The sequence below is a fragment of the Streptomyces sp. CNH189 genome (assembly GCF_000527195.1).
Map to the genome: position 1 here is coordinate 75,984 of NZ_AZUS01000024.1, position 19,268 is coordinate 95,251.

Below are 19,268 nucleotides of genomic sequence, written 5' to 3' on the forward strand. Positions count from 1 at the left end.
CGGCCGCGTCTCGCACACGCACGTCTCCCACCCCCACTTCCCGAGGAGTGACGATGCGTAGAACGCCCGTACCCGTCCCGCCCGCCACCCGCCCGAGACCGCGGTGGACGGCGACCGTCCTGGCGGTGCTGGCCCTGCTGGCCGGCACCGCCCTCACCGTTCCCGGGGCCGCGACCGCGGTGCCGGCGGCGTGGACGCCGAAGCCCGCGCCGATGACCACGCCGTGGACGAACCAGGTCCCCGTCGACACCCCGCTGCCGGAGTATCCGCGCCCGCAGCTCACCCGCCCCGACTGGGCGAACCTCAACGGCGTCTGGGACTTCGCCGTCACCTCGGCGAACGCCGGCCGGCCCGCCGTGTTCCCGGATCAGATCCGGGTACCGTTCGTCGCCGAGTCGGCGTTGTCCGGCATCCAGCGCCGGATCACGCAGAACGACAAGCTCTGGTACAAGCGCACGTTCACCGTCCCGTCCGGCTGGGACGGCCGGCGCGTCCAGTTGCACTTCGGCGCGAGCGACTGGCGCACCGTCGTGTGGGTCAACGACCGGCAGGCCGGCGCCACGCACGACGGCGGCTTCGACTCCTTCTCCTACGACGTCACCGACCTGCTGAGCCGGGGCGGTACCAACACGATCGTCGTCTCCGTGTGGGACCCCACCCAGAACGGCAGCCAGGCGGTCGGCAAGCAGCGGCTGAACGACGTCACCCCGCACCCGGGTGGTGGCATCTTCTACACGGCCGCCTCCGGCATCTGGCAGACGGTGTGGCTGGAGCCCACGTCGGCGGCGCACATCACCCGGCTCGACATGGTGCCGGACCTCACCAACAACCGGCTCAAGGTGACCGTGCGAGGCTCCGGGACGGGCGGACACCAGGCCCGCGTGACCGTCTCCTCCGGCGGCACCGCGGTCGGCGCGGCCACCGGTCCCGTCGGCACGGAGTTCACCGTCCCGGTGCCGAACGCCCACCGGTGGACACCCGACGATCCCTTCCTCTACGACGTGCGCGCCGACCTGCTGTCCGGTTCGGCGACGGTCGACACGGTCGGCAGCTACACCGGCATGCGCACCGTCGGTCTCGCCCGGGTGGACGGTGTCCTGCGGCCCGTGCTCAACGGCCACTTCGTGTTCCAGACCGGCACCCTGGACCAGGGCTACTGGCCCGACGGCATCTACACCGCGCCGACCGACGCGGCCCTGCGGTTCGACCTGCAGAAGCACAAGGACCTGGGCTTCAACATGGTGCGCAAGCACATCAAGGTGGAGCCGCAGCGCTGGTTCTACTGGGCCGACCGGCTGGGTCTGCTGGTGTGGCAGGACATGCCCTCCATGGAGCGCACCCCGGACGCCGCGGCGCGCGTGCAGTGGGAGGCCGAGTACAACCGTGTCATCGACCAGCACCGCAGCTCCCCCGCGCTGGTCATGTGGGTCAACCAGAACGAGGGCTGGGGCCAGTACGACCAGGCGCGCATCGCCGACGAGGTGAAGGCGTACGACCCGTCGCGTCTGGTGGACAACATGAGCGGGGTCAACTGCTGCGGCGCCGTCGACGGCGGGAACGGCGACGTCGTCGACCACCACGTCTACGTCGGACCCGGCACGACGGCGCCCAGCTCCACCCGGGCCGCGGTGCTCGGCGAGTACGGCGGGCTCGGCTTCAAGGTCTCGGGTCACGAGTGGTACCCGGGCGGCGGCTTCAGCTACGAGGACCAGCCGGACCTCGCCCACCTGAACGACCGGTTCGTCGGACTCCTCGACGGCATCCGCGAGGTGCGCCTGCCCCGGGGCCTGTCCGCCGCGGTCTACACCGAGATCACCGACGTGGAGAACGAGGCGAACGGCCTGCTCACCTACGACCGCCAGGTGGTCAAGGTGGACGAGGCACGGGTCCGGGCGGCCAACCGGGCGCTGATCGACGCCTCACGCTCACCGGCCGCCCCGGTGACCCTGCCCGCCGGCCAGTTCAGGTCCCTGCGCGTCACCACGCCCGGCCACACGGACCGCTACCTGCGGCACTAGGACGGCGCCGCGTTCACCGAGGTGGTGAACGGCGGCAGCGGTGCGCTGCTGAAGGCGGACGCCACCTGGCGGATCGTTCCCGGCCTGGCCGACACCTCCTGCTACTCGTTCGAGTCGCGCAACTACCTGGGCGAGTATCTGCGGCACCGCGACTCGCGCGTGCACAAGGAGGGCGGCAGCGGCGACCTGTTCCGCGCGGACGCCACGTTCTGCCCGGTACGCGGAGCGAACGGCGGGGTCCGGCTGTCCGCGTACAACTTCCCCGGACAGTACCTGCGCCACTACGACGCCGCGTTGTGGCTGGCGGTCCCGGGCGGGACGCGCGCCTACGACTCCCCCGCCCTGTTCAGCGAGGACACGACCTGGGCGGTGGAGGCGCCCTGGACGCCGTGAGCGGCGTGTGACAGGCACGCGAGAGGGGGCGGACGCCACGGCGTCCGCCCCCTCGTCCTGCCGGTGTTACGGCTTCTCCGACTGGTGGAGGGCGGTCACCTCCTCGGCGGTGAGCGCCTTGTCGTAGGCGTGGACCTCGTCCACGGAGCCGTTCCAGAAATCGGTGTCGTCACCGCTCCACTTGGCGCGGCCCACCGCGAGGGGACCGGAGCCGACGTAGTTCGGACCGCCGGTGACGGTGGCCGCCTTCTTGCCGTCGACGTACAGCGTGATCTGGTTGGTGGCACCGTCCCGGACGCCCACCAGGTGGTACCAGCGTCCGAGTTCGGGCCGCATCTCCAGGCGGGCCCGCTGTCCGTCAGGCGTGCTGAAAGCGAACGCGCCCTGGCCGTACTGGAGGTAGAAGGGGCTCGTCTGGCGTCGGCCGTCCTGGCTGACGGCGGTGGCGTAGTTGCCGGGCAGCGCGTCGAGGGTGACCCAGGCGGAGACGGTGTAGCTGCCGGTGGTGTCGAGCACCGGTCCGTCGGTCTGGGCGAACTGCCCGCTGCCGTCGAACTTCAGCGCGCCGCCGCTGACCCCGGTGGTCCAGGTGGTGCCCGGGGTGAGCTTCAGCGCCTTGCCGTTCGGACCGTCGTCCTCGGCGGTGGTGCCGGTGCCCTCGTCGAGGGACCAGTGGCCGCCGCCCTTCAGCTGTTCGCGCTGACCGGCCGAGGCGCCGGCCGCGAGCACCTTCAGGTTGATCTCACGCACCCGCTCGGGGTCGACCTTGATCTCCCTGCGATCGTACGTGTAGAGGCCGTTGAGCTCGTTCTCCAGGTCGGTGATCTGGGTGTACACCGAGCCGGACAGCTCCGCGGCGGCCTGGTCGAGGTAGAACCTCTCGGTGTTCTCCACGTACTTGCGGGTCAGCGCCTCCTTGCTGTCCACGCCGCTGTAGATGACGGTGGGCGGGCCGGGCCACATGTGCCCCGGGGAGCGCAGGGTGAAGCCGCCGTGCTCACCGTCCATGGCCGCGCGGTGGTCCGGGAAGGGCGGGTCCTCGTTGGTGTAGTCGTGGTGGTCGATGATGTCGCCCCGGCCGGAGTCACCCTTGCTGTTGCAGCAGTTGACCCCGCTGTGGGCGTTGACGACGCGGGAGGGGTCGGCGGCCTTCACGGCGTCGGTGAGCTTGCCGGTCTCCTCGCGGTTCCACTCGCCCCAGCCCTCGTTGAAGACGATCCAGCCGATGACGGAGGGCGAGTTGTGGTGCTGGCGCATCATCTCGCGGCCCTGGTCGACGAACGCCTTCTGTCCGGTGGCGTTGGTGATGGTGCCGGACACGAAGTCCTGCCACACCAGCAGGCCGAGCCGGTCCGCGTGGTAGAACCAGCGCGGCGACTCCACCTTGATGTGCTTGCGGACGGCGTTGAAGCCGAGCTGCTTGTGCGCCTTCAGGTCGAACGCCAGGGCGTCGTCGCTGGGCGCGGTGTAGAGCCCGTCGGGCCAGAAGCCCTGGTCCAGGGTGGCGAGGGAGAAGACGGGCTTGCCGTTGAGGACGAGCTTCCTGTAACCGCCCACGTCCTCGATGCCGATCTTCCGCATGCCGAAGTAGCTGTCGACGGTGTCGGTGGAGCGGCCGTCCTTCAGCGTGACGTCGAGGTCGTAGAGGTAGGGGTCGTCCGGGCTCCACAGGTGCTGGTCGGCCACGGGCAGCTTCAACTGCCTGTTGGCCGGGCCGGTCACCTTGCCGACGACCTTGCCGCGGTGGTCGCGGGCGACGGCCTCGACGCGCGCCTTCGCGGACGCGCCGGCCGACTCGACGGTCACGGCGAGGGTCGCGGTGTCGATGTCCGGCGTCGTGACGACGTTGTCGACGGACGTCTCGGCGACGGGTTCCATCCACACGGTCTGCCAGATGCCGGAGGACTGGGTGTACCAGATGCCGCCGGGGCTGGTGGACTGCTTGCCGAGCGGCTGGTCGGCGCCTCCGGTGTCGGTGACCGCGACGACGATCTCCTGAGGGCCCTTGTTCTTGAGCGCGTCGGTGATGTCGGCGCTGAACGCGTTGTAGCCGCCCGTGTGTTCGGCGACCTTCCTGCCGTTGACCCAGACGCGGGCCTGGTAGTCGACGGCGCCGAAGTTCAGCTTGAGTCTCTCCTTGCCGCCCTTGCCGACCTTCCAGTTCTTCGGCACGTCCACGAGCTTGCGGTAGAACATGTGGTCCTCGTGCCGCTCGATCCCGGAGAGCAGCGACTCCGCCGGGAACGGCACGATGATCTTCTCGTTCAGGTTCTTGCCGAAGACGGGCTGCTCCCCCGCCTTCGCGGCGCCGAACTGCCACGGGCCGTTGAGGTTCTTCCACTGCTTGCGGACCTGCTGGGGGCGCGGGTACTCGGGCAGCGGGTTGTTCTTGTTCACCTTGTCGCCCCACGGGGTGGTAAGGCGACGGGTGGAGACGTTCTCGGCGTAGCGGGCGACACGGGGCACGGTCTCGCCGCCGGCCTTGAGGCCGCCCTCGCCGTCGTAGACGACGCGGACCGTCTGGTTCTTCTGGACCGCCTCGGAGAGGGTGACCTGGAGGGAGTCGCGGTCACCGGGGACGGTCCTCACCGACGTGATCGGCATGGCCGTCGTGTCGGCCTCGACCTTGAGGTGCTCGGCCACCCGCGCGAGGTCGCTCACCCTGCCGTCGAAGCGGGCGCGCAGCGTGCGTCCGTCCTGGCCCACGGTCAGTTCGACGGGGTAGACCTCGAAGTCGGCGGGCGGGGTGAACGCCGTCATGGGGACGAGCTGTTTGGGGAGCGTCGGGGTCGACCAGCGCAGGAACATGTTCGCCCCGCCGACGTCCTGGAACATCTCCATGCGGAAGTCGTACGTCTTGCCGGCCGTCAAGGTGACCGGGGCGCTGGTCTGCTCGCGGTCCCAGTCGGGCTCCCAGTGGTCGATGACCGGCTCGCCGTCGATGAAGAGGCGGAAGCCGTTGTCGCCGACGGCGTGAAAGGTGTAGTCGTCGGTCTTCGGCACCTCGATCTGGCCGGTCCACCGGGCGGTGGTGTGCTCCGTCCGCCCGGTGAGCTCCTCGAACGTGCCGGCCAGACCGGCGAGGTTGATCTGTGGCTCGAGCTGGGTGCCACCGAGTTCGGCGAAGTCCCGGGCGCCGGGTGCCGACATGCGGAAGTACTCGCCCTTCAGCCCGTGCACCGTCACGTCGCTGTCGGCGGCCCGGGCGGCGGACGCACCGTCAACTGGCGGTGCCGCGGCCGTCGCCGCGGGCGCCAGGGCGCCCGTGGACAGGGCCAGGGCTGTCACGGTCAGCACGGCCCACCATCTGGATCGCGGGCGGGGGTGTTGTCTGGTCATCGAACCTTTCCTCGCGCTGGGGGCATGGGGCCACGGCGGAACGGGGGTGGCCGTCAGCTCCGCCGGGAGTTATTCCAACGTTGGAAATCCGGTGTGCAGCGGAATGACAACACGAGGTTCGGCGGCTGTCCAGGCTTTGCGCAGAGGTGACTGTGCGTCAACAGCGGCTCGGCCGGCGGATAATGACCGTGACCGCTACCGGCCGCCCCGAGGAGGGGGCGGCCGGGCGCGAGGAAAGGCTTGGTTCCATGTGCGGCCGGGCCCTCGGAGGGAACAGCCGGCCTTGGTCAGCTCTCGGCGTCGGCGAAGGGGCCGCCGTCCGCGAAGGCGTGGGCGGCGAAGTGTTCGCCGATGCGGCGGTGGGCGGCCGCGTCGGGGTGCAGCCGGTCCGGCAGCGGGAGTTCGGCGTGGTCCGCCTCGCCGTACAGCACGCGGCCGTCGACGTGGTGAAGGTGCGGGTCGTCCTTCGCGCGCTCCTCCACGATGCGTGCCAGTTCGTCGCGCACCACGTTCAGCGTCAGCTTGCCCTCGGCCCGCTCATCCGGATCGCCGGAGGCGGTGAACGACAGCTTTCCCTCGGCGAGCCGGCTGAAGTCGAAGGCCGTGGGGCCGGGGGTGTCCTCGTGGATGGGGCACAGGATCGGCGAGACGACCAGCAGCGGGGTGTCGGGGTGGCCTTCCCGGACGGTGTCCAGGAAGCCGTGCACGGCGGGACCGAACGCGCGCAGCCGCATCACGTCGGCGTTGACGAGGTTGATGCCGATCTTCAGGCTGATCAGGTCGGCCGGTGTGTCGCGTATCGTCCGGGCGACGAACGGGTCGAGCACGGCGCTGCCGCCGAAGCCCAGGTTGACCAGTTCCACACCGCCGGCCGCCGCGGCGAGCGCGGGCCAGGTGGTGGTGGGGCTCGCCGCGTCGGAGCCGTGGCTGATGGAGCTGCCGTGGTGCAGCCAGGTTCGTCGGCCGGAGGGCGGCGCCGGCTCCACCGGGGCGTCGGTGCGCAGGGCGACGAGCGCGGTGATCTCGTTGTACGGCAGCCAGATCTCCACGGTCTTGTCGCGGTCGGCCAGGCCGTCGAAGCGCACGCCACCCGCGGGCCCGGAACTCATCTCGGCGTTCCCGGTGGACATGTCGATGGTGACGGTGTTGCCGCCGGTCGCGGATGCCTGCCCCGCGTGCTCACCGTCGACGACCAGGTCGTACCGGCCGTCCGGGCGGGGCGGGGCACCCACGTAGACGCGCTTGGTGGGGACCGTGTCGAGCTCGACGACGGTGGCCCGGGTGCGGAAGGCCAGGCGGACGCCGGAGGGCTGGGACTCGGCCATGGCGAGCTGTCCGTCGGTGTTCTGCGCGCGCGCCCAGGCGGGCAGGCGGTGCGGCAGCAGACCGTCGGGCGTCTGCTCCAGATCGAGGGCACCGCGCACGAGGTCCGCGGTGACGGGAGTGGTGTGGGCAAGGGGTGCGGAGGGCATGTCTCGGTCCGTCCGTGTGGGGGTGGAGGGGGCAAGGAGGGTGCGCCGCGGGGTCAGGGCGCGGGCGGCCAGGCGCGCAGGAGGGCGTCCAGCGCGTCGAGGACGCGGGACCAGGTCTCCTCCGTGTCGGGCGCGCTGTGGCTGAAGCCGCCGCCCATCTCGATGCTGACGTAGCCGTGGAAGACGCTGCCCAGCAGGCGGACGGCGTGGGTCTGGTCCGGTTCGTCCAGGTCGTAGCCGCGCAGCAGGGCCCGGGTCATCCGGGCGTGCCGCACTCCCGCGCTGGCCGCGGCGGTCTCCGGGTCGAGCCGGAACTGGGCCGCCGCGTAGCGGCCGGGGTGCTCCCGGGCGTAGTCGCGGTAGACGTTCGCCAGGGCGACCAGGGCGTCCTTGCCGGCCCGTCCGGCGAGCGCGTCGGCGGCGCGGTCGGCCAGCTCCTCCAGGGCGAGGAGCGCGATGCGGGTCTTGAGGTCGTGCGAGTTCTTCAGATGCGAGTACAGGCTCGCCACCTTGACGTCGAAACGCCGGGCGAGCTCCGAGACGGTCACCTGGTCGAAACCCACCTCGTCGGCGAGGTCCGCGCCCGCTCTCGTCAGGCGTTCGGTGGTCAGTCCTACACGCGGAGCCATGAGCACCCTCTCCTTCGGCTATAACGAGTGTGCCTTCACCTAAAGCTTTTAGGCAAAAAACGGAGGAGTGAAGTTGCTCACTCGGCGGCCGCGGGCCGTCGGGGGCTGGTCGCGCGGTTCCCCGCGCCCCTTCGGGGGCGCACCGGCGATCGGCGTTTCGGCCACCCGCCGCGACTCGGGAGGCCCCGTGACCCAAGCACTCGTACCCCGGCCGCCGCGTCCCGCACGGGCAGGACGTCGTCCGAAACACGTGTGTTCGATACCGGCGGCCTCCTCGTTGAGCCGGGTGCCGTCGCCCTCACCCCTCGGACCAGCAGGGAGAAGTGCCGTGACCCGACCGACCACCCAGGCCGTCCCGCCCCCGCCGCCCGCCGAGATCACCTTCTCGGGACACCACTCCGTGAACCCGCTCGGCCAGGTCGGCTTCCGCGCCCTGTGCTCCCAGCTCCCCGCGGTGCTGCGGCGGATCTGCGCCATGGCGTGGCGGACCGACCACCGGGCCGTGCTGCTGCTCCTCGCCTGCCAGCTGGTGACCGGGGTGTCCGCGGCCCTCCTGCTGACCGCGACGGCCAGGGCGATGGGCCCGCTGCTCGGCTCGGGGGCGGTCGAGGACCGGCTGCGCGGTGCGCTGCCGGCGCTGGTCGTCGTCGCGGCGGCGAGCGCCGTCGCCCGGGCGTCGGTCGCGCTGGCCACGTACGCCGAGCGGCGGATCACCCCGCGGCTGACCACGGAGACCGACTGCGCGCTGGTCGAGGCCGTGTGCCAGGTGGAGGCCGAGGCGTACGCCGTGGACGGTTTCGCCGACCGTCAGGAGGCCGCCGAGATGGGCGTGATGCGCACGCACGTCATGGTGATGGACGCCCAGCGCTTCATGGCAGCGCTCATCAAGATGGTCACCGCCGGCGGCGTCCTGTCGGTGCTGAACCCGCTGATGCTGCCGCTGCTCCTGCTGGCCGTCGCCCCGGCGGGCGCGGGAGCCGTCCTCACCGCGCGCGTCGACTACGAGATCCACTACGCGAACGTCGCCGACCGCACCGTGCGGGGCATGACCCGCTGGTGGGCGACCACCCCGAAGTACGCCGACGAGGTCCGCGCCAACGGCATGACGGACTACATCCTCTACTGGTACCGCGCCCTGTCCGAGCGGGTGGACCGGCGGTCGCTGTCCGCCGCCCCGCGCACCCTGCGGATCGCCCTGCTGTCGTCCCTCGCCGGCGGCGGGTTCCTGGTGCTGACCTGGGGGATGCTCGCCTGGCTGGCGGCAACCGGGCGCATCGCCCCGGCCGTGGCCGCCACGGCGGTGATCGCCGTGCAGACGACGCTGGCCGCGCTGTCCCAGGTCGTCATGAACGGCGCGGCGGTGTTCCACACCAGCCTGTACCTCAGCGACATGCAGGCATTCCTCGACGACGCCGCCGCGCGGGCCCCGCGGCGGGGTCGGAACGAGGTGGGAGCCCAGGTCGAGGAGATCCGCCTCGAGGAGGTCACCTACCGCTACCCGGGCAAGGACAAGCCCGCCGTGGACGGCGTGTCGCTGACGCTGCGGCGTGGCGAGATCCTCGCCGTCGTCGGCGTCAACGGGTCCGGCAAGAGCACCCTGACCCGGCTGATCACCGGCATCTACGTCGCGGACAAGGGCCGGGTCACCTGGAACGGCGTCGACCTCGCGGACACCGACCCCGCGTCGGTGTGGCGCCGCACCGGTCTGGTGCCGCAGATCTTCGCCCAGTGGCCGCTGCGGGTGCGGGAGAACGTGACGCTCGGGCAGCCGCGCGGCGCGGGCGACGACGAGGTGTGGGAGGCCGTCGACGCCGTCGCGATGCGCGACGCGGTGGAGGGCCTGTCCCGCGGTCTCGACACGCTCCTGGCCCGTGAGATCTTCGGCGGTGCCGAACTGTCCGGCGGCCAGTGGCAGCGGCTCGCCTGTTCCCGGGCCCTGTACCGGCGTCCGCCGCTGCTGATCCTCGACGAGCCGACGTCGCAGATGGACCCGCGCGGCGAGCACGGCATCTTCGAGCGGATCAAGGCGATCGCGGGCGACCGCATCACCATCGTGGTGACCCACCGCCTGGAGAACACCAGGATCGCCGATCACGTCGTCGTCATGGAGCAGGGCCGCATCACCGAGCAGGGCACCTACGACGACCTGGTCCACGCCGGGGGCACCTTCGCCGACCTGCTGCACCTGTCGCAGGACCGCTGAAGCGCCGCTCCCGTGGGAAGGGCCGGCGGCGCCAGGGCTCAGGCGCCGCCGGCCTTCGTCGAGGGTCTGTCCTCGCTCAGCACCGGCGCACTGCGTACGAGGCGCAGTGCCGTCGTCAGCAGCAGGCCGCCCACGACGTTGCCGAGGACCGCCCAGGCCAACCACACCACCCAGTCGCCGTACCCGTAGGACGTGCCGCCGGCGTGCAGGCCCGCGAACGCGATCAGGGAGTCCAGGACGGAGTGCCAGAGTCCGAGCCCGGCGAGCACGAACGCCGCAGAGACCGATGCGACGATCTTCCCGGTCATGGATTCGGTGCCCTGGTGCATGCGGGTCATGAGCGTGATGACGCCGCCGCCCAGCACGGCCAGGCAGAAGGTGCTCAGGGAGTACCCGCCGTCGACGAACTTCGCTCCAGCCTCGGCCGCCGTGCCGTGCAGGTCCGGGAAGGCCCGCATCACGATCCAGAGGAACACCCATCCGCCGACCAGGTTCATCACCAGGACCGTCGCCCACATCCGCACCAGGCCGAGCCAGGTGGCCGCGCCGGCGATCACGGTGGCGACCGGGACCAGGAAGCCTTCCGTGAACAGTTCGCTGTGCCCGAGCAACAGGGCGATCAGCCCCACGGAGAAGGCCAGGCCGGCCAGGAGGTCGCTGCCGGTCTCGTGCTGCACGAACAGCAGCGTCATGACGCCCACGCCCACGTCGATACCGCCGAGCAGCGAGGTGGCCACCAGCGAGATCCAGGTGCGGTGCAGACGTGGGCGCCCCTCCGCCACCATCCGTTCCGCCGCCTCGGCGACGCGCCGCTCCCCCGGGCCTTCCATGATCTGGTCGTCAGGTTCCATGGCGGTTCCCCCGCTTCCGGCTTCCCTCGTCTCGTGGACACGCTCGCGGCCCCTCGGGGGCCGCCAGTGCTGCCGTGTACCCCCGCACGTCAGTGCGTACCACGCCACCGGTGCCGCGGCGGACGGGGGGCGGGGCGGCCGGCAGCAATGTCAGTCGTCGAGCAGGGCCGTCGGTGTGTCGGGGAAGAGCTGGCTGAGTGCCAGGTCGGGCTTGACCTCGGCGGCGAGGAGCAGCAGTCGCAGCGGCTGGGGGGCGAGGTTGGTCACCGTCGTCTTGCGGGGCGGATACTCCGGTGCCTGCTGCTCGAACAGCAGGTGGAGACCGGCGACGTCCATGAAGCGGGCGTGTTCCAGATCCCAGACCAGTACGGTCACGCTCGGCGGCAGCTCGGCGGCGGCGGCACGGAGGGTGGGCAGGGTGTCGTAGTCGATGTCTCCGTGCACGGTGATCCGTGCGGTGGAACCGTCGATGTGTGTGGTGAAATGCATGGTGGGCGGCCCCCTCTAGGGGGTTGTGAGCCCAAAGGCGATGCGGCCCGCTGGGGGCAGCCGACGATGGCGGGATCCGGCTGCACTGGAAGAGGGCGACGGCCAGAACCCCGAGCCGGCACCGTGACGCCGACCAGTCTCTTGTTCTCCCATCATGGCACGGTGAGTTGCCGATCACCTACGATGCCGCCATGATCTACGGCCCGGACGATGCGCGACGACCCGCCCCGGCGTACCGCTCATGACACGCCGACGAGCGATTCTCAGCGGTTCGACGTTCGAGGAGCGGATCGGTTACGCCCGTGCCGTGGTCGACGGCGACCGGGTCCACGTGTCCGGCACGACGGGCTTCGACTACGCCACCATGACGATCTCCGACGACGTCGTGGAGCAGGCCGAACAGTGCCTGCGCAACGTCGAAGCCGCGCTGGCGGAGGCGGGGTGCGGCTTCGCCGACGTGGTGCGGGTGCGCTATCTGCTGCCGGACCGCGAGGACTTCGAGCCGTGCTGGCCGGTGCTGCGGCGCTGTTTCGGGGAGGTGCGGCCGGCCGCGACCATGATGGTCTGCGGACTCGCCGATCCCCGGATGAGGATCGAGGTCGAGGTGGAGGCCCGGCGGGCCGATCCCGCCGGCTGACCGCCCGGTCCGTCAGCTCTCCGACGGGGTGAGCAGGACGAAGTCGGCCCGGAAGGGATCGAGGCACAGGGCCATCCGGCCGACCCCCTCCGCGTCCACGGGGCCCATCTGCACGCTGCCGCCCTTCGCGGTCGCCTGAGCGACGGCCGCGTCGCAGTCGGCGACCGCGAACACCGGGTGCCAGTACGACCGCCCGCCGGCCAGCGACAGGGCGTCCTCGCCGACCTGGAGCAGGCCGCCGTGCATCCGCTCCTCGGGCAGCCCGGACGGCGTGATCAGTGTGTACGTGCCCTCGTCGCCCGGCATCGGCATATCGCTGAACTGCCATCCGAGGACGTCGCCGTAGAACTGCCGGGCCGCGGTCGCGTCGCTCGTGTACAGCTCGGTCCAGCACAGCGAGCCGGGTTCGTCGACCAGGTCGACGCCGGTGCTCTCCCCAGGCTGCCACACGGCGAACTGGCCGCCCTGCGGGTCGCTGTACTGCGCCATCCGGCCCCACTGCTCGATGTCCATCGGCGCGACGCGGACGGTACCCCCGCCGCTCTCCACGGCCCGGGTCGTGGCGTCCGCGTCGGTGACGGTGTAGTAGATCATCCAGGCCGGCCGGGCGCCCTCCTCGGTGAGTTTGCCGAGGCCGGCGACCATCTTGCCGTCCTTGCGGAACATGCCGCCCTCGACGTCCTCCTCCATCGGTTCGTAGTCCCAGCCGAGGACCGCGCCGTAGAAGGCGGCGGCGGCCCGGACGTCGGGGACGCCGAGGTCGAGCATGCAGGGCGAGCCGGGGGCGAAGTCAGTGGTGATCACCGCGAGGTCCTTTCGGAGCTGGCCTATGGCCTCAGCCTGCCATCGGGCGCCGGTGCCCGCCCTCCGGCTTCGCCGTCCGGGCGTCCCGGACGGCGAAAAGCACGGTGCGCCTACGCCTCCCTCTCCGACGGCCCCCGGTGAACGGCAGACGGACGCTCCGCTGTAAGGGCCGAGGCGGCGGCTTCTCGGCGGCGCCGAAGCGGCCGGGTGGAGCGATCGACCCGGCGGCGGTGACCGCTCGTTGGGGTCCAGCCCCGGCCGCCCCTTTCATGTCGGTGCGCGCCCGGGGCCTGGCCTGCCCGGCAGGTCGATCCACGAGCACTCTTCTTCGCGGTCTGCTCGCCGAGCCGCTGTGCGAAAGGGCATGAAGGGGAGACGGCTCCGCTACTCCCCTCGCCCGGCGACCCCGGTGTCGTGCGTCGGCCGGTCCAAGGGGTGCACGGCGATGGCGATCTTGCCGCGAGGGCGGCTGCGGCCCTCGCGGGTGGTGCCGCCTTCCAGCAGTACGTGTGCCTCCGTGATGTCGGCCAGCGGCAGCACGGCACCGATCACTGGTCGGAGTCGCCCCTGGTCGACCAGTCGGCCGAGGGCCTCGAGTTTCGCCCGGCCGGGACTGACGAAGACGAAATGGTAGGTCGCGTTCACGCCCCACGCGGCGAGCAGGTTCTGGGGTTCGGGGGTGTCCACGATGGACACCACACGGCCTCGGTCGGCGAGGACCTCCGGGCTGCGGCTGAGGGTGTCCCGGCCCACGGTGTCCAGGACGACGTGCGCCCCGCCCATCGCGCGGATCTGCGGCGCGTAGTCACCCGCCGAGAAGTCGATCGCGGTGTCGGCGCCGAGTTCGGTGACGAACTCGTGGTCTTTGGCCCGCGCGGTGGTGATCACCTCGGCTCCTAGCGCGTCGGCGATCTGGACGGCGACCGAACCGACCCCGCCCGCTCCGCCGTGCACCAGGACCCTTTCCCCCGGCCGTACCCCGGCGCGTTCGACCAGGGCCTCCCACACCGTCATGCCGACGAGCACGAGACCGGCGGCCTCGATGTGCGACAGGCCGGCGGGCTTGCGGGCGACCAGCGCCTCGTCGACCACGTGGAACTCGGCATAGGTGCCTTGCCCGGCGAACATCGGTGCCAGGTACCAGACTTCGTCACCCGGCTGGAAACCGTCTGCCCCAGGGCCGGTGTCGACCACCACGCCGGACACGTCGTTGCCGATCACCGCGGGCAACGCGACCTGGTCCTGGTAGTCACCGCGCCGGGTCTGCAGATCAAGGGGATTGACGGACGTGGCCTCCACGCGGACCAGCACCTGGCCCGGCCCCGGAGCGGGCCGCGGCATCTCCCCGGCGGCGAACGCGGCCTCTGGGTCACCGAAGCGGACAAGTTCCATGACTCGCATCAAAGAGGACATACGGCAACCATAAATCGATACATTGCTAATCGTCAATGCATCACTGCGTTACGATGAGCGCGTGTTCTCGGAGACGGAGTTGCTAGCTGTGTTCCGGGCTCTGTCCAATCCAGCCCGCCGCCAGATGTTGGTGTGGCTCAAGGAGCCGATGAGCTTCCCTGGCCAGAAGCCCGAGGACGTCGAGATCGGCGTCTGTGTGAGCGACATCCAGCGGCGCGCCGGTCTGAGTCAGCCGACCACCTCGCAGTACCTCACGACGCTGCGGCAGGCAGGGCTGGTGGTCGCCACCCGGCGAGGCAAGTGGACCTACTACCGCCGCGACGAAGAGAACATAGCGTGCCTCCTGGAGACCCTGCGCGACGTCTTCTAGCCGAAAAGGCCCTCCGGCCGCACGCTACGGGGTGAGACCGAGGGCGCGACGGAAGCACGTCTTAGCCGGCGGCCTCGTCAACCGCACAGTACGTCCGACGGTCTATTGAGCGTCCTCGAAGGAGGGATCAAGGTCGGCCTGAAGGCCGGCGATCAGGGTGTCGACGAGGTAACGAAAACTTCGCGTGACGTCGCGTGGCATCCCGAAGGCGCCGGCGCCCTCGAGGGTGATGAAGCCGTGAAGGGCTGATCGCAGCGCCCGTGCGGCGTCGACCGCGCGCGCGTCGGGCAGGCCGAGACCGGCGAGGACATCGAGCAGAACCTCCAACGCCTCTTCCCCGGCGTCGCGGTCCTCCTCGTCGTCAGCCGCCGGAGCGGGGACAGCGGCGGCGTAGCGGCCGGGATGCTGCAGGGCCCAGTGACGGTAACCGTCGGCGAACGCCCGGACCGCGTCCGGGCCGGAACGGCCCACGCAGTCCCGGGCCAGCCGATGGGCGAATTCACGCTTGGCCCGGACGGAGATGCCGCGCCGCAGTTCCTGCAGCGAGCCGACATGCTTGTACAGGGAGGGCGGCCGCACGCCGAGCCTGTCGGCCAGCAATCCCATGGTCAGGCCCGCCAGACCGACCTCGTCGGCAAGCGTCGCTCCTGCCTCGACGACAGCGTTCGTATTGAGGCCCGCCCTAGGCATGAGCGTGTGCTTCCAGGAAGGCCAGCATCAGAGAAGCCGTCTCCTCGGGGTACTGGTCGTGCGGGTAGTGGCCGGCGCCCTCGATCACCGCGAGCTCTCCGACCCCGGCCGGCATCGCAGCCACGATCGCCTCACCCTCGGCGCGCGGATCGACCCAGTCGGGGTCGAGCGAGCCCTGCACGATCAGGGCAGGGCACCGTACGTTGCCCAACTGGGCGCCGGCATCGGTGGGCGCCGACAGCCCCATCTTCCGCATCGCGCGCATGCGGCCGGGTTCACCCAGCGATGCCTTGACGCGAGCCAGCCGGTCCGTCCAGTCGGCCGGCTTGGAGCCGGGGTAGGCGTGGTCGAGGTAGCGGGACCACAGCGCCACGCTGCCGAACAGACCGGCGCCGAGCAGCTGGAGAGCACCCGTACGGTAACGCTTCGAGCGGAGGTCGCCGAGCTTGATCGACTGGGGGCGCGTGAAGGGGGACAGCTCGATGATGCACGTGACCAGGCCGCCGTCCTGGGCGGCCGCGATGGTGGCGGCGCCCCCGGAGACCGAGTGGCCGACCAGGACGGCCGGGCCCCTGTCGATGTGGCGAATCACCGCGAGCAGGTCGCCCGCGATGTCGGTGCGCGAGTAAGAAGGCCATCGCGCGCTCGACTCGCCACAGCCCCGCAGGTCGACCGCGGCAACCAGATACCCCGCTGCCACCAGACGCGGCACGAGGAACCTGTACGCCGCGCGACTGTCCCCCATGCCGTGGGCCAGAACGACCAGCGGGCCTGCCCCGGACGTCTCGTAGGCGATGGTGCCGCCCGGGACGGACACGGATTCACCCATGACAACTCCCTGCTCGTTGAGCGCAACAGCTGAAGGCTAACTCGATCAGCTTGCAAGCTAATGACAGTAGCCAACGGTACCAGCTCCGGCCACGCGCAGGCGGGGCGCAGGCCTCCGCGCATGCCGTGGTCCGCACAAGAACCGGCTGCGCCGAGCAGCGCCGGCCTCACCGACGAGCAGATTTCGTCCTGCGGGTCGAGAGCAGAAGCCAGTGGAGGCAACGGGCCCGGGGAGTGGCTGGGCGGTCCAGATCGAAGAGCAGGTGACCCAACTCGGCGGAATCAACGCGATCATCGCCGGGTCCCTCGCTCGCTGACAGTGACTGTCCGCGCCGTCCGCCGCTTCGCGTCGTGCCCGACGGATCGCCGACCTTTCTCCGGGCGAGGCCAGAACCGCGCCCGCGACACGGCCGTCATCGCGGACGCCGCTCACACAATGCCCCACACCATGCGTGCCCTTGACCGGTGAGGTCACCGCCGAGCCGCGGCCTGCCTCACTCAGCCCCCGGCCGCTCTGCGCAAGGCCGGCCGCCGTAAGGTCGTCCGGCCCGGAGGCCCCGAGCACGGCCGAGCGGCTCATCGACGACCTCTTCGCCGCCCTCGACGAGCAGACCGTCGTCGTACCGGGTAACGGCGCCCTCGACGTGATCGTGTCGTCGCCGGCGAAGTCGCCGGCCGCCGTCCATGTCAGCGCCCTGTTCGCCATGCTCCGCGACGGAACCTCCTACCGGTCGAGGAGCCCTCGGCTCGCTCGCCGAAGGGCTCGGAGGCCCCCGGCGGCGCGGGCGCCCCGTCGCATACAAGTTGATGCATCAACCAGACGAGGTTAGGGTGGAGACCTGGCCGACGGACACCCGTCGAGCCGAGTGGCAGCAAGGCCTGGTAGCAGGCCCACATGGAGGGCACATGACAGTCGAGGTCAGCGACGCTCCCGAGGCGAAGCGCTACGAGGCCCGCGTCGACGGGGAGTCCAAGCCTGCGGGCATCGCGCAGTACATCCGTACGACGGAACTCATCGCGTTCGTGCACACCGAGGTCGAGCCGCAGTACGAGGGCAGGGGAGTCGGGTCCGCGCTGGCCCGCACCGCCCTGGACGAGGCACGCGCGGCGGAGCTGCGGGTGCTCGCCACCTGCCCCTTCTTCGCGGGCTGGATCGCCCGGCACCCCGAGTACCAGGACCTGCTGTACCAGTCCCGAAGCAAGGTCAGTGACTGAGAAGACGTACTGGCCTGCCCGGGGTGTTCGACCCGACGAAGCACCCCTGGATCCAGCCGGACAACGTCACGGCCGATCAACTGGCCGAGGCAGTGCGGAGCTGCCCCTCGGGCGCCCTGCAGTTCGCACGCGCGGCCGGCTGGAAGTTGAACGCGATCGCCCTCGCCGGCGGCCCGGCACGCGACCTCTCTCGTGGCCTTCGACGCCGCGAGCACCGGAATTGGGTGCACGTGACCGAGGGGGGACGGGGGATCCCGAAGCACTCGGTGGCATCCTCGCCCTCATCGAGGAGGGACGACTGCGGGTGCCCACGGCGGGTGCCTACCCCCTGGACGAGGTGGCGGCGGCACTCGCCGTGAGCCGGTCCGGGCACCTGAGCGGCACGCTCGTCATCCTCCCGGCGTAACGTCCCGGCTCTCCGGAGTCCGTGGGGTGCCCCACCGACGCCCGCCCTGGAAAAGGCAGTCAGCGGCGGTCACCTCATTTCGTCAGCCGCCGTCACCGGGCGTACTGCGCGAATTCGCTTCCCCTGATTGTGCGAGAGGATATCGGCATGTCGTGGTTCTCGCGCGGAGTGGATTTCATCTTCCAATGAAGTGACCATCCGATGAAGGAGGACGAATGAGGTCCATGATTCCCGACTACCTCACCGAGGCACTGGGACATGTGGCTTCGGATACGTCCGGAGAAACTGCCGGTTACATCCCTGAGCTGGCGACAGCGGACCCCGAGCGACTCGGGGCCGCCTTTGCCATGGTGGACGGTGAGGTCTACGGTGCCGGTGACATCGACACCGAATTCACGATCCAGTCGATCTCCAAACCGTTCGTGTATGCACTCGCCCTGTCGGATCGGGGATTCGACCACGTGCTCGCAAAAGTCGGAGTCGAGCCATCCGGGGAGGCGTTCAATGAGATCTCCCTTGAAAGCGGCACAGGGCGCCCTCTCAATCCCATGATCAACGCCGGTGCGATCACCGTTCACTCACTGGCCGGCGCGGAGGATCTCGAGCCGTCTGAGCGCGTCGCACGCGTCACCGACGGCCTCTCGGCCTTCGCAGGGCGCCGACTGGAGATGGACGAGGCGGTACATGCCTCAGAGATGGAGCACGCGCACCGCAACCTCGCCATCGCTCACATGCTCGGCAGTTACGGCGTCCTGACCGGCGATGTGCGGGCCGTTGTCGACGGCTACATCCGTCAGTGCTCCCTGCTCGTCACTGCGCGCGATCTGGCGATGATGGCCGCGACGTTGGCGAACCGCGGGGTGAATCCGCTCTCGGGCGAGCGGGTGGTGCCGGAGCCGGTGGTGCGTCAGGTACTGAGCGTCATGTTCAGCTGTGGAATGTACGACGCGGCCGGTGACTGGGCGACGCAGGTCGGTATTCCGGCCAAGAGCGGGGTGGCCGGGGGTCTTATCGGCGCACTCCCCGGTCAAATCGGCATCGCCACGTTCTCACCACGACTGGACAGCCACGGAAACAGCGTTCGCGGGGTGTCGCTCTTCGAACGATTCTCCTCGGACATGGGTCTGCATGTGATGGAGGTACCCGCCGCCGCCCGCGCGGTCCTGCGCACCCATCACGTCGTCGGCAGCGGACCCAACGCCCTGCAGGTCGTTCAGTTGCAGGGCGGCTTGGGATTCGCCGCAGCGGAAAAGGTCGTTCGGGAGGTGGCGGGCACCGCCCACCTTGAGGTCAAGGTGGCCCTGGACCTCACACGGGTGCATTCGATGGACGACGTTGCGCGACGCGTGCTCCTGGAGGTTGTGCGTCGGCTGACGCTCGACGGCCACGAGGTCTACCTCGTCGACCCCGAGGCGGTCATGCCCGATCCCGATCCCGGCGATGGCGGCCGGGTCACGGTCGTGGCCAACCTTGATCAGGTTGGTGAATGCGCCGGGCAGGACCGCTGATAC

General features: G+C 70.4%; 15 protein-coding genes and 3 pseudogenes. 9 read left to right on the forward strand and 9 right to left on the reverse strand.

All coding sequences use genetic code 11. The annotated features are described in order from the left end of the window. Nucleotides 1–53 precede the first annotated feature (53 nt). Nucleotides 54–2,411, forward strand: a pseudogene (locus tag B100_RS34365) (AbfB domain-containing protein). Nucleotides 2,412–2,477: 66 nt separating this feature from the next. Here B100_RS34365 and B100_RS0128265 read toward each other — a convergent pair. From B100_RS0128265 to B100_RS0128275, 3 genes are all read right to left on the reverse strand, one after another. Then, nucleotides 2,478–5,750 (reverse strand): glycoside hydrolase family 2, encoded by a 3,273-nt coding sequence (locus B100_RS0128265; protein ID WP_024887766.1) that lies wholly within the window; start codon nucleotides 5,748–5,750, stop codon nucleotides 2,478–2,480. 287 nt (nucleotides 5,751–6,037) lie between these two features. Then, nucleotides 6,038–7,222 (reverse strand): GDSL-type esterase/lipase family protein, encoded by a 1,185-nt coding sequence (locus tag B100_RS0128270; protein ID WP_024887767.1) that lies wholly within the window; start codon nucleotides 7,220–7,222, stop codon nucleotides 6,038–6,040. A gap of 53 nt (nucleotides 7,223–7,275) precedes the next feature. Continuing rightward, nucleotides 7,276–7,851, reverse strand: a complete 576-nt coding sequence (locus B100_RS0128275) for a TetR/AcrR family transcriptional regulator (RefSeq protein WP_024887768.1) — start codon at nucleotides 7,849–7,851, stop codon at nucleotides 7,276–7,278. A 328-nt stretch (nucleotides 7,852–8,179) separates the two neighbouring features. Between B100_RS0128275 and B100_RS0128280 the strand changes: the two genes are divergently transcribed. Continuing rightward, nucleotides 8,180–10,054 carry an ABC transporter ATP-binding protein gene (locus B100_RS0128280; RefSeq protein WP_024887769.1) on the forward strand — a complete coding sequence of 625 codons (1,875 nt, stop codon included), beginning with the start codon at nucleotides 8,180–8,182 and terminating at the stop codon, nucleotides 10,052–10,054. A 38-nt stretch (nucleotides 10,055–10,092) separates the two neighbouring features. Here the strand turns inward: B100_RS0128280 and B100_RS0128285 are convergent, their stop codons facing one another. Together B100_RS0128285 and B100_RS0128290 are read right to left on the reverse strand one after the other, a co-directional pair. Continuing rightward, on the reverse strand, nucleotides 10,093–10,905 hold the full coding sequence (locus B100_RS0128285) for a formate/nitrite transporter family protein (RefSeq protein ID WP_024887770.1): 813 nt from the start codon (nucleotides 10,903–10,905) through the stop codon (nucleotides 10,093–10,095). Nucleotides 10,906–11,055: 150 nt separating this feature from the next. Further along, nucleotides 11,056–11,394, reverse strand: coding sequence for an STAS domain-containing protein (locus B100_RS0128290; protein WP_024887771.1), 339 nt, complete (start codon nucleotides 11,392–11,394; stop codon nucleotides 11,056–11,058). Between the two features lie 241 nt (nucleotides 11,395–11,635). Between B100_RS0128290 and B100_RS0128295 the strand changes: the two genes are divergently transcribed. Next, nucleotides 11,636–12,031, forward strand: coding sequence for a RidA family protein (locus B100_RS0128295; protein ID WP_024887772.1), 396 nt, complete (start codon nucleotides 11,636–11,638; stop codon nucleotides 12,029–12,031). Between the two features lie 12 nt (nucleotides 12,032–12,043). Here the strand turns inward: B100_RS0128295 and B100_RS0128300 are convergent, their stop codons facing one another. Together B100_RS0128300 and B100_RS0128305 are read right to left on the reverse strand one after the other, a co-directional pair. Continuing rightward, nucleotides 12,044–12,835, reverse strand: coding sequence for a VOC family protein (locus B100_RS0128300; RefSeq protein ID WP_024887773.1), 792 nt, complete (start codon nucleotides 12,833–12,835; stop codon nucleotides 12,044–12,046). A gap of 384 nt (nucleotides 12,836–13,219) precedes the next feature. Further along, a complete protein-coding gene (locus B100_RS0128305; protein WP_486585718.1) occupies nucleotides 13,220–14,236 on the reverse strand; it encodes a zinc-binding dehydrogenase in 1,017 nt (338 codons plus the stop codon). Nucleotides 14,237–14,309: 73 nt separating this feature from the next. Between B100_RS0128305 and B100_RS0128310 the strand changes: the two genes are divergently transcribed. After that, nucleotides 14,310–14,618 (forward strand): ArsR/SmtB family transcription factor, encoded by a 309-nt coding sequence (locus tag B100_RS0128310; RefSeq protein ID WP_024887775.1) that lies wholly within the window; start codon nucleotides 14,310–14,312, stop codon nucleotides 14,616–14,618. Nucleotides 14,619–14,720: 102 nt separating this feature from the next. Here the strand turns inward: B100_RS0128310 and B100_RS0128315 are convergent, their stop codons facing one another. Together B100_RS0128315 and B100_RS0128320 are read right to left on the reverse strand one after the other, a co-directional pair. Beyond that, nucleotides 14,721–15,308: a TetR/AcrR family transcriptional regulator gene (locus tag B100_RS0128315; protein WP_024887776.1), complete on the reverse strand. Its 588-nt coding sequence runs from the start codon at nucleotides 15,306–15,308 to the stop codon at nucleotides 14,721–14,723. Continuing rightward, complete coding sequence (locus tag B100_RS0128320; RefSeq protein WP_024887777.1) at nucleotides 15,301–16,137, reverse strand: alpha/beta fold hydrolase; 837 nt, start codon at nucleotides 16,135–16,137, stop codon at nucleotides 15,301–15,303. The genes B100_RS0128315 and B100_RS0128320 overlap by 8 nt, the downstream gene beginning before the upstream one ends. A gap of 355 nt (nucleotides 16,138–16,492) precedes the next feature. Here B100_RS0128320 and B100_RS37320 point away from each other — a divergent pair. The 5 genes and pseudogenes from B100_RS37320 to B100_RS0128335 form a co-directional block, all read left to right on the forward strand. Next, nucleotides 16,493–16,822, forward strand: a pseudogene (locus B100_RS37320) (IS110 family transposase); the annotation flags it as partial. Nucleotides 16,823–17,042: 220 nt separating this feature from the next. Beyond that, a complete protein-coding gene (locus B100_RS0128325; RefSeq protein WP_024887778.1) occupies nucleotides 17,043–17,351 on the forward strand; it encodes a GNAT family N-acetyltransferase in 309 nt (102 codons plus the stop codon). 23 nt (nucleotides 17,352–17,374) lie between these two features. Then, nucleotides 17,375–17,470, forward strand: a pseudogene (locus B100_RS37755) ((4Fe-4S)-binding protein); the annotation flags it as partial. A gap of 101 nt (nucleotides 17,471–17,571) precedes the next feature. Next, nucleotides 17,572–17,757: a zinc-binding dehydrogenase gene (locus B100_RS37760; protein WP_158686753.1), complete on the forward strand. Its 186-nt coding sequence runs from the start codon at nucleotides 17,572–17,574 to the stop codon at nucleotides 17,755–17,757. A gap of 215 nt (nucleotides 17,758–17,972) precedes the next feature. Further along, the gene (locus B100_RS0128335) at nucleotides 17,973–19,265 is read left to right on the forward strand and encodes a glutaminase (RefSeq protein ID WP_024887779.1); all 1,293 of its coding nucleotides are present in this window, start codon (nucleotides 17,973–17,975) and stop codon (nucleotides 19,263–19,265) included. Nucleotides 19,266–19,268 lie beyond the last annotated feature (3 nt).